This window comes from Bacteroides stercorirosoris, from assembly GCF_900142015.1.
GTDB lineage: Bacteria > Bacteroidota > Bacteroidia > Bacteroidales > Bacteroidaceae > Bacteroides > Bacteroides stercorirosoris.
Map to the genome: position 1 here is coordinate 1 of NZ_FQZN01000026.1, position 16,054 is coordinate 16,054.

Genomic DNA, 16,054 nt, shown 5'->3' on the forward strand with positions numbered 1-16,054 from the left:
AAGCTAAATGGAATGAGCCCGGTACAATACCGAGCTCATTATGAAGAGAATTTATAAAGTTATAATTTAACGTCCAACTTTCGGGGGGCACTTCAGAAACATTCCGACACAACCTCGTTAAATATAAAGTAAAGTAACGACAAGTTACCTTTTCCCGTACATCTTTTCATAGTAATGCTGATAATCACCACTGGTCACCTCTTCCACCCAGTCCTGATTATTCAGATACCATTCGATAGTCTTCACGATGCCGACTTCAAACTTCGTTTCGGGATACCAGCCTAAAGCGTTGGTTATCTTTGTCGGGTCGATGGCATAGCGTTGGTCATGACCGAGACGGTCTTTTACGAAAGTAATCAGGTCTTCATTAATCCAGCTGATATCAATCTGGCCGTCTTCACCTTTTACTTTCTTCTTCAGTACTTCGCGGTACTCCGGATTTTCCGTCATCAGGCGATGGATGGTAGCGATAGTCAGCTTCACAATTTCAAGATTGGTCTTCTCATTGTGCCCTCCTACATTGTAAGCCTCACCTTCAACGCCTTCGCGAACCACGAGGTCGATAGCCTTGCAGTGGTCTTCCACATACAACCAGTCGCGCACATTGCTTCCGTCACCGTAAACGGGAAGTTTCTTTCCCTCCAGAATATTCTTGATAATCAACGGAATCAACTTTTCGGGGAAGTGATAGGGACCATAGTTATTGGAACAGCGGGTGATAGTCACCGGCATCTTATAAGTATCATGATAAGCCATTACCACCATATCCGCACTGGTCTTCGAAGCACTGTAAGGGCTGTGCGGGCAAAGCGGGGTTTGCTCCGTGAAGTAGCCTTCGGCACCCAGTGAACCGTACACCTCGTCCGTAGAAACCTGATGATAGCGCACACCTTTACGCCAAGTGGGATAACCATTCTCATCCTTACCTGTCACCCAGGCACGACGGGCGGCATCCAGCAGGTTTTGCGTACCCAGAATGTTGGTAACCAGGAAAAGCTGCGGGTTCTCGATGCTGCGGTCCACATGACTTTCGGCAGCAAAGTTCACCACATAGTCAAACTTGAATTTGGCAAACAGTTCGTCGGCAAGTACCCGGTCGCAGATGTCGCCTTTCACAAAGAAACAACGTTCGTCATCAATGTCATTGGCGATAGTACCAAGGTTTCCGGCATAGGTTAAGGAATCAAGTACGACCACTTTCACATCATCGTGTTTGGCCAGGATGTACTTGATATAGTTGGCACCGATAAATCCGGCGGCACCGGTTACGAGATAAGTCTTCATGTATCTAATTATTAATTGTTAATTATCAATTGTCAATTGCTTAGCGGTAGGAGTTGGCAAGATCCATCAGGTAGGTACCATATTCCGTTTTGCCAAGTTGTTCGCCAAGACGATAAAGCTGGTCGACATTAATCCAACCCTTACGCCAGGCTATTTCTTCGATACAGCTTACACGGAAACCCTGACGGTTCTGTATGGTAGCCACAAAATTGCTCGCTTCCAGCAGGCTGTCGCAGTTACCCGTATCGAGCCAGGCAAAACCACGGCCGAAGATTTCCACTTTCAGCGTACCTTCATCCAGGTAGAGGCGGTTAAGGTCGGTGATTTCATATTCGCCACGGGCAGAAGGTTTGAGAGCGGCAGCCTTGGCGGTGACAGTAGAGTCGTAGAAGTAAAGGCCGGGAACTGCATAGTTGCTCTTGGGGTGCTCAGGTTTTTCTTCGAGGGAGATAGCCTTTCCATCCGCATCAAATTCTACTACACCGTATGCACGCGGGTCCTTCACATAATAACCGAAGATGCACGCTCCCTTTTCGATAGAAGCGGCACGTTTCAGCATGGCAGAGAAACCTTGACCGTAGAACATATTGTCACCCAGAATAAGGCAACCCGGTTCACCGTTCAGAAATTCGGCACCCAGCACGAAAGCCTGCGCCAAACCGTTGGGCTTCTCCTGTATCTTATAAGAAAAGGACATTCCCAGTTCTTCTCCCGTACCGAGCAATTCGCGGAACATGGGTAAGTCACGTGGAGTGGAGATAATCAGCACTTCGCGTATCCCCGCCAGCATGAGCGTGGAAAGCGGATAATAAATCATCGGTTTATCATAAACCGGCATAATTTGCTTGGAAATAGCCTTAGACAAGGGGTAAAGACGGGTGGCGCTGCCACCGGCAAGAATAATTCCTTTCATATTTCAGTTCTTTTTTCGGTTGATACAAATATAGAATAAAATAAGAAGGAGGACCACGCCCCACGGCTCTCGTAAATCTATTCAGATTGCAAAAATAATGTAAAGCGGATGCAGTACAAAATAAATTATTTATTTTTAATGCTGATGCATTGCCTGTTTTTGCGCTACAAATTTCAGAAAAAATTATAACATGACAAAATAATAAAGCATAAATCAGCCCGCCAGTTCTATAACTTCAAGGTCTTTGAACGTTCCGCCGTCTATGATGAAACGCACCATAGTACGCACCTTATGGAATCCGGAGATGCCTGCCGCACCCGGATTGATGTGAAGCATATCCAGCGTTTTATCATACTTCACCTTCAGGATGTGCGAGTGTCCGCTAATGAAAAGTTTAGGCGGACGCACCAGAATACTTCCCCGGATGGAGGGGTCGTAATTGCCCGGATAGCCGCCGATATGCTTGATGAGCACCTCAGCGCCGTCGACAGTGAAACGGTTGATTTGCGGATAGACGGCACGGATATCCTGCCCGTCTATATTGCCATACACGGCACGAAAAGTGCGGAACGCCGCCAACTTCCGGGCCACTTCCAGCGAACCGATATCACCGGCATGCCAGATTTCATCGCACGTCTCAAAATATTGCAGATACTTTTCATCCCAATATCCGTGCGTATCGGATAATAAACCAACTTTTGTCATTTTTCTTTTGTTTATCTGTGCAAAGGTAACTATATTTGGGGAAATCTTTGTCAACTAAAGAAATTATGGAGAACAGATATTTCAAACGGGACATAAGTTGGCTGTCATTCAACTACCGCGTACTACTGGAAGCGGAAGATGACAGTCTGTCTCTGTATGAGCGAATTAACTTCATTTCCATTTACTCGTCCAACCTGGAAGAATTCTATAAAATACGTGTGGCGGACCATAAGGCGATAGCCACCGGCGCCGCACAAAGTGACGAAGAAACCGTGCAGTCGGCCATCGAACTGGTGGATGCTATCAATCTGGAAGTAAACCGCCAAATGGAAGACCGTATACGTATTTACGAACGGAAAATACTTCCTGCACTGAAAAAGAACCATATCATCTTCTATCAGAGCCGCAACGTGGAGCCATTCCATCACGACTTTGTACGCCGTTTCTTCCGGGAAGAGATTTTCCCGTATCTCCAGCCCGTGCCCGTCTCCAAAGATAAGATAGTCTCGTTCCTGCGGGATAACCGTCTGTATCTTGCTGTACGCTTGTTTCCGAAAGGAGAGAATGGAAAAAAGGGAGAAGCTCAATACTTCGTCATGAAACAGCCGTACAGCAAAGTGCCCCGTTTCATAGAATTGCCCAAAGTCGGAGGGAACTATTATCTCATGTTTATTGAAGATATCATCAAGGCGAACATCGACACCATCTTTCCCGGCTATGAGGTGGACAGCAGCTACTCCATCAAGATTTCGCGCGATGCGGATATCCTGATAGATGATGCCGCCAACACTTCCGAAATCATCGAGCAGGTGAAGACCAAGGTGAAAAAACGCAAGATAGGAGATGTCTGCCGTTTTGTATACGACCGTGCCATGCCGCAGGATTTCCTCGATTTCCTGGTGGACGCTTTCCGCATAGACCGCCGTGAACTGGTGCCGGGCGACAAGCACCTCAACCTGGAAGACTTGCGCCATCTGCCCAACCCCAACCCGAATATACACTCCATACGGAAGCCGCAACCCATGAAGTTGACTTGCCTCAATGAGCGGGAATCCATATTCCAGTATGTGGAAAAGAAAGACTTGTTGTTGCACTACCCCTATCACTCATTCGAGCATTTCATTCATTTCCTGTACGAAGCGGTGCACGAACCTACCGTACGCGAAATCATGGTAACACAATACCGGGTTGCGGAAAACTCGGCCGTAATCAATACGCTGATAGCCGCGGCACAAAACGGAAAGAAAGTCACCGTATTTGTAGAACTGAAAGCCCGTTTCGACGAAGAGAACAATCTCGCCACCGCCGAAATGATGAAAGCTGCGGGTATCAACATTATATATAGTATACCTAAGTTGAAAGTACACGCCAAAGTAGCCCTTGTTTTGCGCCGCAACAAAGAAGGTAAGAAACTAACCAGCTATGCTTACATCAGTACCGGAAACTTCAATGAAAAGACTGCTACGCTTTATGCTGATAGCGGTTTGTTCACCTCCAACCCTATACTTGTCAACGATCTGTATAATCTATTTCGCACCTTGCAGGGAAAGGAAAATCCGGTATTTCACCGTCTGTTGGTGGCACGCTTCAATCTGATACCGGAACTGAACCGCCTCATCGACCATGAAATAGAACTGGCCGGGAAAGGAAAAAACGGCCGGATTATCTTGAAGATGAACGCCTTGCAAGACCCCACCATGATAGACCGCCTGTATGAAGCATCGCAAGCCGGAGTCGAAATAGACCTGATTGTGCGGGGAATCTGCTGCCTGATACCAGGCCAGTCATACAGTCGTAACATCCGTGTAACACGTATTGTAGATACTTTCCTGGAACATGCCCGTATCTGGTATTTTGGCAATGGCGGCAACCCGAAACTATTCCTCGGCTCACCGGACTGGATGCGACGTAATCTGTACCGCCGTATTGAAGCCGTCACCCCTATACTGGATCCGGAATTAAAACAGGAATTGGTTGATATGCTTTCTATCCAGCTTGCGGACAAGCGCAAAGCCTGTTTCGTGGATGAAAACCTGCGCAACTGCTGGAAATCAGCCCACCCGCAGAAAGAAAAGGTACGCTCGCAATACACTTTCTACGAACTTCTTAAATCAAAGATTGAAGATCCCGGATAAATTGAGAACTTATTTTGTAACACTTCTGTAACATGTATGACATTTCCCTGCAATACGATTTGCGTTCCTTTGCAGCCAGAAATAAAATACATCATTATGGAAACTATTTATCTATGTATTGTCATCTTCCTGTTCGTCCTCGCGGTGTTCGACCTTATCGTGGGCGTCAGTAATGATGCAGTCAACTTTCTCCAATCGTCAGTCGGTGCAAAGGCTGCTTCTTTCAAAACCGTGTTGTTTATCGCCGGTATAGGCGTATTCATCGGTGCAGCGTTGTCCAACGGGATGATGGACATCGCCCGACACGGCATCTACCAGCCACAACACTTCTACTTTGCCGAAATCATGTGCATCCTGCTTGCCGTGATGCTAACGGACGTCGTGTTGCTGGATGTTTTCAACACAATGGGTATGCCGACCTCCACTACGGTATCAATGGTATTCGAACTATTGGGAGGTACTTTCGCACTGGCACTCATCAAAGTACACGGTAGTGACACACTGGGACTTGGTGATCTCATCAACACCGACAAGGCACTATCCGTCATCATGGCCATCTTCGTGTCCGTAGCCATCGCTTTCTTCTTCGGTATGCTGGTGCAATGGCTGGCACGTGTTGTGTTTACTTTCAACTACAAGAAAAAGATGAAATACAGCATTGCCATTTTCGGAGGTATCGCCGTTACATCCATCATCTACTTCATGTTGATAAAAGGTTTGAAAGACAGTTCATTCATGACTGCCGAAAACAAGCAATGGATACAAGACAATACAGCAATGCTCATCGGTATCAGTTTTGCATTCTTCACCGTGCTGATGCAGATATTACACTGGCTTAAAGTGAATGTGTTCAAAGTAGTAGTCTTGCTGGGTACTTTCGCACTGGCACTCGCCTTTGCCGGCAATGACCTGGTGAACTTCATCGGTGTACCTTTAGCCGGATATTCTTCATTCATCGATTTCACAACCAATGGAACGGGTACCTCACCGGACGGCTTCCTGATGACTTCACTTCTCGGTCCCGCCAAGACACCCTGGTATTTCCTTTTCGGAGCAGGTGTCATCATGGTATATGCTCTCTGCACATCAAAAAAAGCACATAATGTAATCAAGACTTCCGTAGACCTTGCCCGCCAAGACGAAGGAGAAGAAAACTTCGGAAGCACACCTATCGCCCGCACATTGGTACGCTTCAGCATGACGCTATCCAACGGGATATCCAAAACAATGCCTGAAGGCATGAAACGCTGGCTCGACACACGCTTCCGCAAGGATGAGGCCATCATTGCCGACGGTGCAGCATTCGACTTGGTACGCGCTTCGGTAAACCTCGTATTGGCCGGTCTGCTCATCGCATTAGGAACTTCACTGAAGCTGCCTCTTTCCACTACTTACGTAACTTTCATGGTCGCCATGGGTACATCGCTCGCCGACCGTGCCTGGGGACGTGATTCCGCCGTATTCCGTATCACGGGAGTGCTGAGTGTCATCGGAGGCTGGTTCATTACCGCCGGAGCTGCATTCACCATCTGTTTCTTCGTGGCTATGGTCATTCATTTCGGAGGCACATTCGCTATCATCGCGCTGATTGGCTTGGCAATATTCTCACTAATCCGAAGCCAAGTGATGTACAAGAAGCGTAAAGCCAAAGAAAAAGGTAATGAGACAATCAAGCAATTAATGCAAAGTAGCGACAATACAGAGATTCTGGAATTATTGCGCAAACATACCCGTGAAGAATTGGTGAAGATTCTGGCATTTACAGAAGAGAATCTGGAACGTACCACGACCGCTTTCTTGCATGAAAACCTTCGCGGACTGCGCCGTTCTATGGGAGCCGTGAAGTTTGAAAAGCAGCTCATCAAGCAGATGAAGCGTACAGGCACTCTTGCCATGTGTCGTCTGGATAATAATACGGTGCTGGAGAAAGGTCTCTATTATTATCAGGGCAATGACTTTGCCAGCGAACTGGTATATAGTATCGGACGCCTTTGCGAACCGTGCCTCGAACATATAGATAATAATTTCAAGCCGCTGGATGCCATTCAGAAAGGTGAGTTCTCGGATGTGACGGAGGACATCGTTTACTTGCTGCAAGTATGCCGTCATAAGATGGAAAACAATGATTACGAGGATTTTGAAAATGAGCTTCGAAAAGCCAACGATCTGAACGGACAGTTATCACATTTGAAACGTGAAGAATTGCAGCGTATCCAAAGCCAGTCCGGCAGCATCAAAGTCAGCATGGTTTATCTGACAATGATACAGGAAGCCCAGAACGTTGTCACCTATACTATCAATCTGATGAAAGTAAGCCGTAAGTTCCAGGCGGAAGAATAAAAAGGTATCAGTTTCTGTACGTTTTGATTTTTTCACCACAGAGGGCACAGAGTTTTATAATTATCTATAGAATAGAAGTATAAAACTCTGTGCCCTCTGTGTCCTCTGTGGTGAAAAAACTTATTGCACCGGAACCGGCATCTTCAACTTCACGTCCGCCCAATCCGACCATGTAGGAGAAACCATATACTGCGGTTCCTGCATCTTACCAATCAAGGCAGTAGCTTTCTTCACTTCAGCGTTGGTCTTCTCAAACAATTCACGCATTGTCAGGTCACCTTTCGCATCTTTGATGCACTTAATCAGGAAGTAAGTGTAATATCCCTGCTTCTTATCATGATAAACGCTGGAAGTCTGGTCACCGCTACTGGATGAGAAACTCAACGTATTTCCCTGCGGCAGACCCGCTTTCGGCACCACGCGCACGCCTTTCTGAGCCAGCAACGGAGCGGCACTCTTATAACCACCGCTGAAACAAGCATCGAGGAACACGTAAGCGCCCTTAATCGGATAAGTAGCCAGACGCTTATACAAGTCTCCCAAAGAAATACCCAGACGGATATTCTTACCCGTAATGTCCACCGGCAACAAATAAGGCTCTTTCGTAGCCTCATCATTATTACCATGACCGGAATAATAGAATATCAGTTCAGCTTCGGGATCAGTACTTGCCATGTTCACCAGCCAGTCAAGCTGTTCATGCATCATACCCGCCGTAGCGTTGGGCACCACTTTCAACTGCCCGTCGGGCACGCCAAACGTACGTACACAATATTCACGGAACACCATAGCGTCATTCACGGCATAAGGTACATTGATTTCGGCATTGGCACCGGTCATACTGTAATCTTCATTACCTATAATCAACGCATAGCGATGACGGTTCACAGCACCTACCGGAATATCTTTCAGCAGCTCGGTGGTAAGACCCAGAGAAACATTCTTGAGGTCTACAGCCTTACGGACAGCACCGTCAATCTTGATAGTGCTTGAGGCCGTCAGATACTCACCCACCTTTACTTTATACGCTTCGCTCAGATAAGAAGAGCGGGAATCTTCACTCACATTCACCATTACAGCAACGGAATCGCCATCGAAACGCTTGTTCACCAGGAAGCCATAGTCCAAAGTGGCCACATCACCCGGCGCAATACTGTCTATCACCATTTCCGGGGTATCCGTCGTAAATACGTTGTTCGGTAACTTGAAGTTCAGCTTCACATTGCGGGCGGTTTTAGTACCGAAGTTCTGCAAGGCAAGTGTCAGTTTGCCATTCTTACCCAAAGTGATGGACGAACCTTCGGAAGCAAAGAACTGATGATCGGCTACACGCAAACGCGGCATGGCATACTCCTGAGTGTTCACAATCAATTCCGACGGGTCTGCATCAAAACCATTTGCCTCGAAAGCATAGATATTAATCTTAGCCAGTGCCGAAGGCATCTCCTTCTTCACCAGATAGCGGAAAGTGTATTGTTTGGACGTTCCGGCCGGAATGTTACCCCCATCCAATTCGCGGGGACCATCGAAGTATTCATCATATCCCTGCTGTTCGGAAAGACGGAGGCGAATATTATAAGCATCTCCCTGTCCATTGTTCGCAATCGTGAATTGAACGGCAAAACTTTCACCGGCATCTATCACCTTATTATTATTACCGTCGATAAAGCTGTCCACATGAATCACCAGCATGGCAGGTTCCACCGGTACAGGAGCTGCTTCTTGCTGCTGGGCCACTCCTTCGGTCTTCTTCAACGCTTCATTGTAAGCCAACAGACGTGAAGGGAACGATGTATAAGAAGCACCGTCTGAAACGATTTTCATCAACACTTCATATTCCGCTTTCATATCCATGTACTGATATACACCCGCCAGTCCCTGCATATACATCTTGGATGAAGGTTCTTTTTCCAGGATTTTCAGAAAGAGGTCTTTGGCATCCAGCAAATAACCGGAAGCACGCTGACGCACCAAAGCATATTCATTATCATTGGCAATAGTGGCACCATTGTTCACAATCTCCGTAGCCACATTGAAGTTGACGCGAGCCAGTCCGGTCAGCAGTTCAAAGCTATCGGGGTGAAGGGCATACAGACGTTTGTAGATGTCAAGCGCTTCCTGATTCTTGCCCTGACGTTCCAAAAGACGCGCCTTGATAGGCAACACTTTGTCGTTGTTGGGATCCACCTCAAGAATGCGGTCGATAGCGGACAACAGCTTCGGCATGTTATTCGTAGCGATATGTACATTCACCAGATTATAAAGGAAGTCGAGTGAAACGGGATACTTGGCAATAGCCTGCTCAAGAATACGCTCTTGCTCCGAATAATTCTTCTGCGACTGGTATATCATGCTCATATACACATAGCAGTCTTTCTGCTGCGTGTCTGTTCCTGTATTCAGATATTCCTGAAAATACTTCAATGCCTGCGAATACTTTTGCAGAGTATAGGCAGATACTGCCGCATAATACACCACAGAAGCATAACGGTTGTCTTTAGGCAGCAATTCACTTTGGAATATCTTCAACCGGGGCATCTCGATATAAGCCGCCGCAAAATCCAAAGCCTTGGCCGGTTGTTTCTGTTCGGAGTAGTACACTGCACCGTTCAGCAGATAAGGGTACATAGCACGCAAGCGGTTCTTGGCGCCACTCAAATACTGACCGTTATCCGGTGCTTCAACAACCTTCATGAAGTTCTCGTAACTGTCCAGCAGATAGCCGTACATACCAGTCACGTTCGTTCCTTTATCGCGCTCACTTTCAAAAAGCACATATTGCTGGTTGGCACGTTTGGAAACGGCAGCGGCGTCTTGCGCCGCTACCTTTCCCCATGCCCCCAGCACAAGAATGATTGTCAGTATAAAAAATTTATTCATGATAATTATTTTACGGGGAAAGCATTCATTATTACAAATTCCACATTAATCTTGCGGAACTCACCACCACGTTCTTTGGCAACTTCCACATGATATTCGTATTCGTTTTTGGTGTTATCCAGTGTAGTCACATTCTTTTCAATGTAATCCTTCACACCTGCCGCACGCATCAGGGCCAACTGTTCATTGGTAGTAATGCCTGAGGCTTTCGTAACCGTGATATTATCAAGATTACCGTCCTTATAGTAAGGTTCATCAGTAAATTCTCCATATTGTCCGTTATAAGCGATACGTCCGCGGATAGGACTTGCATCGGCAGAACCGGTGATGATTACCTTCACCTGTTTGCCTTCGGACAGATATTTGGCGAAGTCGCCTTCGAAAGCATTCTTGATAATCTTCATCAAAGACATGGCGGCATTGGAGCGTTCAATCTTATAACCACCTGACGGGAAGTCTTCCTTAGCCGAGAATTCCTTGTTGATAACTTCGTATTGATATCCCACTTTGTAGTTCAGGATCTTATTACCGTCAGCATCCACACCCGGAACAACCTCAGTCTTCACGTCAATCTGGGTGTTTTCCGTAATCAGCTTATCCTGCTTCTTCTCTTCGATTACGGCTTCTTTGATTTCTTTCAACTGAATTTCCTCGCGGCTTGCCTGCTGCATAATTTCCAGCGGAACAAAGTTGTCATCTGCCTCGAGAGCCGTCAACTTGGTACGACCGATATTATCATAGATATATACCTTGTTTGTAGTCTCATTGCGCACCTCTACATAAGCCAGCTCAAATTCATCCTTATCATTCAACACGTACACTGCATTATCAAATTTCAGGTTCTTGGCATCCTTAAAGTCACCGACCTCACCTGCCGGCACTTCGAGAGCGATGGCTGGTAATGCGTTGAAACCGATGTTCAGCATATTCTTGGAAGCATCATAGTCACCCACAAAAGGATTATCGATAGAGATACGGTCACCTGCCAGTTCCGTTGCCACTTCCTGGGCAAACAATTGCTGTTGTTTCAGGCGTGTTTCGTCATTTACACGAATAGCATAATCTTCCAAAGACTCACCTTGCATCATTTTTACCCATTCATTCATTTTAGCATCCACTTCCTTGCCCATCAATTTGCCGAAGAAAGGATTCAGACCGTTAGCGTCCCAAAAAACAAGTTCTTTGGCACGGTTGGAAAGCATGAAAACATCATTCGTCTGTTTGTTCACAAAGAAACGGCTGGCCGTTATACCGCCCGGATTTTCATTCAGAGTTTGTTCGGGCACACTGTTCTTCAAGTTCATGATGACAATGGAATTTCCATCTTTAACCACACTGATATATTTGCCCTCCGGATGGAAAGAAGGAGAAGTCAAGGTGCCGCCTATTTTATCGAAAATATCTATCTTGTCCCATGTCTTCGTATCAAAAATAGTCAGACGCTTGTCTGTTGTCACAGCTGCCATCTGTGAAGCATCGGTGGAAAAGACTACTTCCGTCACTTCGGCAGGCATCGGAATAGATTTGCGCAATTCTTTTGTCTGGAAGTTCCAGATATCAATGTTCTTGCCGGTTCCGGCGGCAATGAAGTAATTGTTGGGACTCATTGATAAGGAAGTAGCTACGCTTTTTCCCTGAATATAAGCCTGAGGCAGATATTCCTTGGTATCATAAATAATGATTTCACCCAGAGAATTGGATACAATGAAATTACGGGCATCAGCACCATAGCACATAGCAACAGACACAATGTCACCCTTTGAGGCGTTTTTCATCAACTCGGCACCTGCCGGTCCGGCCACATGGAAATCCAGATTCTTTCTGCCTTTCAGCTCTTTGCTCTTGCGCTGTTCTTTCAGTTCGAAGAGTTTTTTGTTCCGGTCACGGAAAGAGTATATGCTGACAGCCTTCTTTCCCCTCATCAACGCCAGTGAACTACCGGTCGGATTGAAAGCTACCTTATCAACATCTCTCAAATCTACAATAGGGATATCACGAATTGTCAGCAGAGCACCATCCGACAGAAAAGCCGTACAGAACGTCGTATTATCGAATGCAGTAATACGTTTAGCTGAAGAAAAGCTTCTCTTCGCCTCTACCTGAGCCATTGCCTGACTGCAAAAAAGGGCAGCCGCAAAACAAAGAGTAATACCCTTAATCGGGCGGAACCACATTTTCATTTCATCCATACCTTTCAATGTTTATAACAGTTTATATTTTTATACTATTTGCAAATATAAACATTAATTTCCTATCAAGCGGTCAACAAATTCTTGTTTTTTTTGTTCAGAGAGCCTTTTAACAGGATAAACGGGCAAAAAACAAGATTAAAAGGATGAAAAAGGCGACTATGTGGAGTAAATATTTGTCACGGAAATCCGTGACAAATATTAAGAATATTTCAATCCCAGTTTTTCGGCACGCTGCAACATAAAAGCGCGCGCAGCCTCGTATTCATTGGGGATTACGCCATCCAGAATAGCATCTTTGATAGCACTTTTCAGAGCACCCACCTGCTGGCAAGGCTCCAAATTGAAAGTCTTCATGATTTCCTCCCCACTGATAGGCGGCTGGAAATTACGAATACGGTCACGTTCCTCAAGGTCTTTCAGTTTTTGGCGCACCAGTTGGAAGTTATTCAGGAAGCATTGCTTGCGTTCCATATTCTTAGAGGTTATGTCCGCTTCACACAATGTCATCAGATCATCAATGTCATCTCCGGCTTCAAAAAGGAGACGGCGGACGGCAGAGTCAGTCACCACATCATCGGCTATCACGATAGGCCGCATATGCAGACTCACCAGCTTCTGCACGTATTTCATCTTTTCATTCATCGGCAGTTTCATCTTACGGAAAATTTCGGGTATCATCTTCTCACCAATGAAGTTATGATTATGGAACGTCCATCCTGCCCGCGGTTCCCAACGCTTAGTAGCCGGTTTCGCTATGTCGTGCAACAGAGCAGCCCAGCGCAACCAGAGGTTATCCGTCTTGCGGCTGATATTGTCCAACACTTCCAACGTATGATAAAAATTATCCTTATGTGCTCTCCCATTACGAGTTTCCACTCCTTGCAAAGCCACAAGTTCGGGGAAAATAAGTGATAACAGACCGGAACGGTCCAAGTCTATAAGGCCCTTGGAGGGCACGGGCGAAAGCAATATTTTATTGAGTTCGTCCGCTATGCGCTCCTTGGAAATGATGGAAATACGTTCCTTGTTGCGGCACAGGGATTCAAACGTGTCGTCATCAATATAAAAGTTCAGTTGAGTGGCAAAGCGTATGCAACGCATCATACGCAGAGGGTCGTCACTGAATGTAACATCCGGATCGAGAGGCGTGCGGATGGTCTTTTCTTTCAAATCTTCGATACCACCGAAGGGGTCTACTAATTCTCCGAAGCGACTTCGGTTCAGGCAGACAGCCAATGCATTGATAGTGAAATCACGGCGGTTCTGGTCATCTTCCAATGTGCCGTCTTCAACAATGGGCTTACGGGAGTCGCGTTGATAAGACTCTTTGCGTGCACCAACAAATTCCACTTCCGTTCCACGGTATTTCACTTGTGCGGTGCCAAAGTTTTTGAATACAGCCACATGTGCCCCGCGTCCCAGGTGCTTGCCCAGTGCCTCGGCCATCTCTATGCCACTGCCAACTACTACAACATCAATATCCTTAGAAGGGCGTTGCAGGAAAATATCACGTACATACCCACCGACTGCATAACATTCCAGTCCCAGTTCATCTGCCGTTTCGGATATTTGCTTGAATATGTCGTCACTGAAATGTTGTTTCAGTTCTTCTGCCGTCAACTCTATCATATACTATATCTTAAAAAAATGGTAATTTAGCGCTCCGCGCTAAATTAAATTACAAGCTACCAACTACAGGTGACAAGTACCTTTCGGGGTGATATGTAAGCCTGTAAGGCTTTTATCTTATAGCCCAGGGCAACGCCCTGGGTAATGAATACCCCACAATCCTACGCCCTGTAAGGGCAAAAGCCCATTATGTACTGTCATGCCCTTACAGGGCGCAGGAATAAAACCGCCTCAATCCCCCAGGGCGTTGCCCTGGGCTATAAGATAAAAGGCTTTCAGCCTACGAGGCACTGGCACAACATACCATGCCGAAGGGTACTTGTCACCCGTAGTTGGTAGCTTGTCACTTAATTTAGCAGCTTCGGGCTGCAAAGATACGGATATTATTTCTAATTTTGCCCTCACTAATATAAGAACAACAATTATGAAGAAACTGATACTTCTTGCATGCCTCTGCGGCACGCTCTTCTCTTGTGAGAATGTAGAGAAAAAGGCCGGTGAAAAACTGAAAACCGCCCGTGAAGCCTTCGAACGCGGAGACTACAACGAAGCAAAGATACAAATTGACAGCATCAAGATACTCTATCCCAAGGCTTTTGAAGCCCGTCGTGAAGGTATCGGCCTGATGCAGCAAGTGGAACTGAAAGAACAGGAAAAAACACTTGTTTATCTGGATAGCCTGCTTCAAAAGAAGCAGGCAGAAGTGGATGCCATAAAAGGGAAATTCACTTTTGAGAAAGATGCCGAATACCAGAAAATCGGCAATTACCTGCATCCTTCACAAGTGGTGGAGAAGAACCTACACCGCTCCTTCCTCCGCTTCCAAGTGAACGAGGCAGGACAGATGACCATGACCTCTATTTATTGCGGTCCGTCCAATATTCATCATATCAGCGTGAAAGTAGTTGCTCCCGATGGCAGCTTTGCTGAAACACCTGCTTCCAAAGACAGTTACGAAACCACCGATTTAGGCGAGAAGATCGAAAAAGCGGATTATAAGTTGGGAGAAGATGGCAACGTTATCGGATTTCTCTATTTAAATAAGGATAAGAACATCAAAGTAAACTATCAGGGCGAACGCCCCTATTCTACCACTATGAGTCCGGCAGACCGCCAGGCAGTAGCCAGCGTTTACGAATTGGCGCAATTGCTGTCATCCATCACCCAGATTAAAAAAGAGATGGAAGAAGCCAACCTGAAAATAGAATTTGTGAAACGGAAGATGCAGGAAAGAGGAACCCCAAAAGAGGAAGCACAAGAAAAATAAACGCCGAAAAGCACAAGGTAAAAGCATAGAATACCCTTCACTTATGTATTCGTTCCACATCCTCTCTATATACAAAGAAATCCCTCATCATGCAATGAGGGATTTCTCTATTCTTAATATTAAAACATCACCACTGTAACTGCGGCAAGAATCTGCTCAGGCAAGTGCGCAATGCACTCAATGTAATGGGTTTCACCAATACTTCCGAAGCTCCGGCAGCCATTGCATTTTCGCGGTCGGCCGTAAAAGCGTAGGCGGTCTGCATGATGATGGGGAGTTCTGTCTCCTCTTCACGGATGATCTTCGTTGCTTCCAGACCATTCATGATAGGCATCTTGATATCCATAAGGATAGCTGCTGTTTTTCCACGGTTTTCTTTGAACAGACCAACCATCTCTTCACCGTTCTTTGCCCATAATATCTCGCACTTCTTACCGATAATAGCTTTTATCAACTTAAAGTTACTATCATCGTCTTCCGCTACAAGTATGAGCGGACGGTAATCTTCTGATAAATTCACTGTTTCCATGACCAAGGTATTTTGTTTAATGAGGCAAAGATATAAAAAATAATATAAATATATCTTCTTTAGAGAAGATAAGCTGCATCTCGCATAACTTTTTCATGCAAGCATAAAAGTTTCGCACTCAATTTGCATTACCTTTAGATAGATAAGCTACACCTCAACATAAAAAATGAACGAGTTCAT

The 16,054-nt window shown here is 45.9% G+C and carries 10 protein-coding genes; 3 read left to right on the plus strand and 7 right to left on the minus strand.

All coding sequences use genetic code 11. The features are described 5' to 3' along the window. Nucleotides 1–144: 144 nt before the first annotated feature. The 3 genes from rfbB to BUC01_RS18015 all read right to left on the minus strand — a co-directional run bounded on the left by rfbB (nt 145) and on the right by BUC01_RS18015 (nt 2,902). Nucleotides 145–1,284: a dTDP-glucose 4,6-dehydratase gene (gene rfbB, locus BUC01_RS18005; protein ID WP_025832148.1), complete on the minus strand. Its 1,140-nt coding sequence runs from the start codon at nt 1,282–1,284 to the stop codon at nt 145–147. A gap of 40 nt (nt 1,285–1,324) precedes the next feature. After that, nucleotides 1,325–2,197 carry a glucose-1-phosphate thymidylyltransferase RfbA gene (rfbA, locus tag BUC01_RS18010; RefSeq protein WP_025832146.1) on the minus strand — a complete coding sequence of 291 codons (873 nt, stop codon included), beginning with the start codon at nt 2,195–2,197 and terminating at the stop codon, nt 1,325–1,327. A gap of 213 nt (nt 2,198–2,410) precedes the next feature. Continuing rightward, the gene (locus tag BUC01_RS18015) at nt 2,411–2,902 is read right to left on the minus strand and encodes a metallophosphoesterase family protein (RefSeq protein ID WP_025832143.1); all 492 of its coding nucleotides are present in this window, start codon (nt 2,900–2,902) and stop codon (nt 2,411–2,413) included. Nucleotides 2,903–2,967: 65 nt separating this feature from the next. Here BUC01_RS18015 and BUC01_RS18020 point away from each other — a divergent pair, with 65 nt between their 5' ends. Together BUC01_RS18020 and BUC01_RS18025 are read left to right on the plus strand one after the other, a co-directional pair. Then, nucleotides 2,968–5,037 carry an RNA degradosome polyphosphate kinase gene (locus tag BUC01_RS18020; RefSeq protein WP_025832141.1) on the plus strand — a complete coding sequence of 690 codons (2,070 nt, stop codon included), beginning with the start codon at nt 2,968–2,970 and terminating at the stop codon, nt 5,035–5,037. A 96-nt stretch (nt 5,038–5,133) separates the two neighbouring features. Next, on the plus strand, nt 5,134–7,377 hold the full coding sequence (locus BUC01_RS18025; RefSeq protein ID WP_073314415.1) for an inorganic phosphate transporter: 2,244 nt from the start codon (nt 5,134–5,136) through the stop codon (nt 7,375–7,377). Nucleotides 7,378–7,497: 120 nt separating this feature from the next. Here the strand turns inward: BUC01_RS18025 and BUC01_RS18030 are convergent, their stop codons facing one another. The 3 genes from BUC01_RS18030 to BUC01_RS18040 all read right to left on the minus strand — a co-directional run bounded on the left by BUC01_RS18030 (nt 7,498) and on the right by BUC01_RS18040 (nt 14,078). Beyond that, entirely contained in the window at nt 7,498–10,257 is a 2,760-nt protein-coding gene (locus BUC01_RS18030; protein WP_025832139.1) for a caspase family protein, read from the minus strand. Nucleotides 10,258–10,262: 5 nt separating this feature from the next. After that, complete coding sequence (locus tag BUC01_RS18035; protein WP_025832137.1) at nt 10,263–12,446, minus strand: WD40 repeat domain-containing protein; 2,184 nt, start codon at nt 12,444–12,446, stop codon at nt 10,263–10,265. Nucleotides 12,447–12,647: 201 nt separating this feature from the next. Continuing rightward, on the minus strand, nt 12,648–14,078 hold the full coding sequence (locus BUC01_RS18040) for a CCA tRNA nucleotidyltransferase (protein WP_025832135.1): 1,431 nt from the start codon (nt 14,076–14,078) through the stop codon (nt 12,648–12,650). A 424-nt stretch (nt 14,079–14,502) separates the two neighbouring features. Here BUC01_RS18040 and BUC01_RS18045 point away from each other — a divergent pair, with 424 nt between their 5' ends. Next, nucleotides 14,503–15,345 carry an outer membrane protein assembly factor BamD gene (locus BUC01_RS18045; protein ID WP_025832134.1) on the plus strand — a complete coding sequence of 281 codons (843 nt, stop codon included), beginning with the start codon at nt 14,503–14,505 and terminating at the stop codon, nt 15,343–15,345. 127 nt (nt 15,346–15,472) lie between these two features. Here BUC01_RS18045 and BUC01_RS18050 read toward each other — a convergent pair whose 3' ends face one another. Beyond that, on the minus strand, nt 15,473–15,874 hold the full coding sequence (locus BUC01_RS18050) for a response regulator (RefSeq protein ID WP_025832131.1): 402 nt from the start codon (nt 15,872–15,874) through the stop codon (nt 15,473–15,475). Nucleotides 15,875–16,054 lie beyond the last annotated feature (180 nt).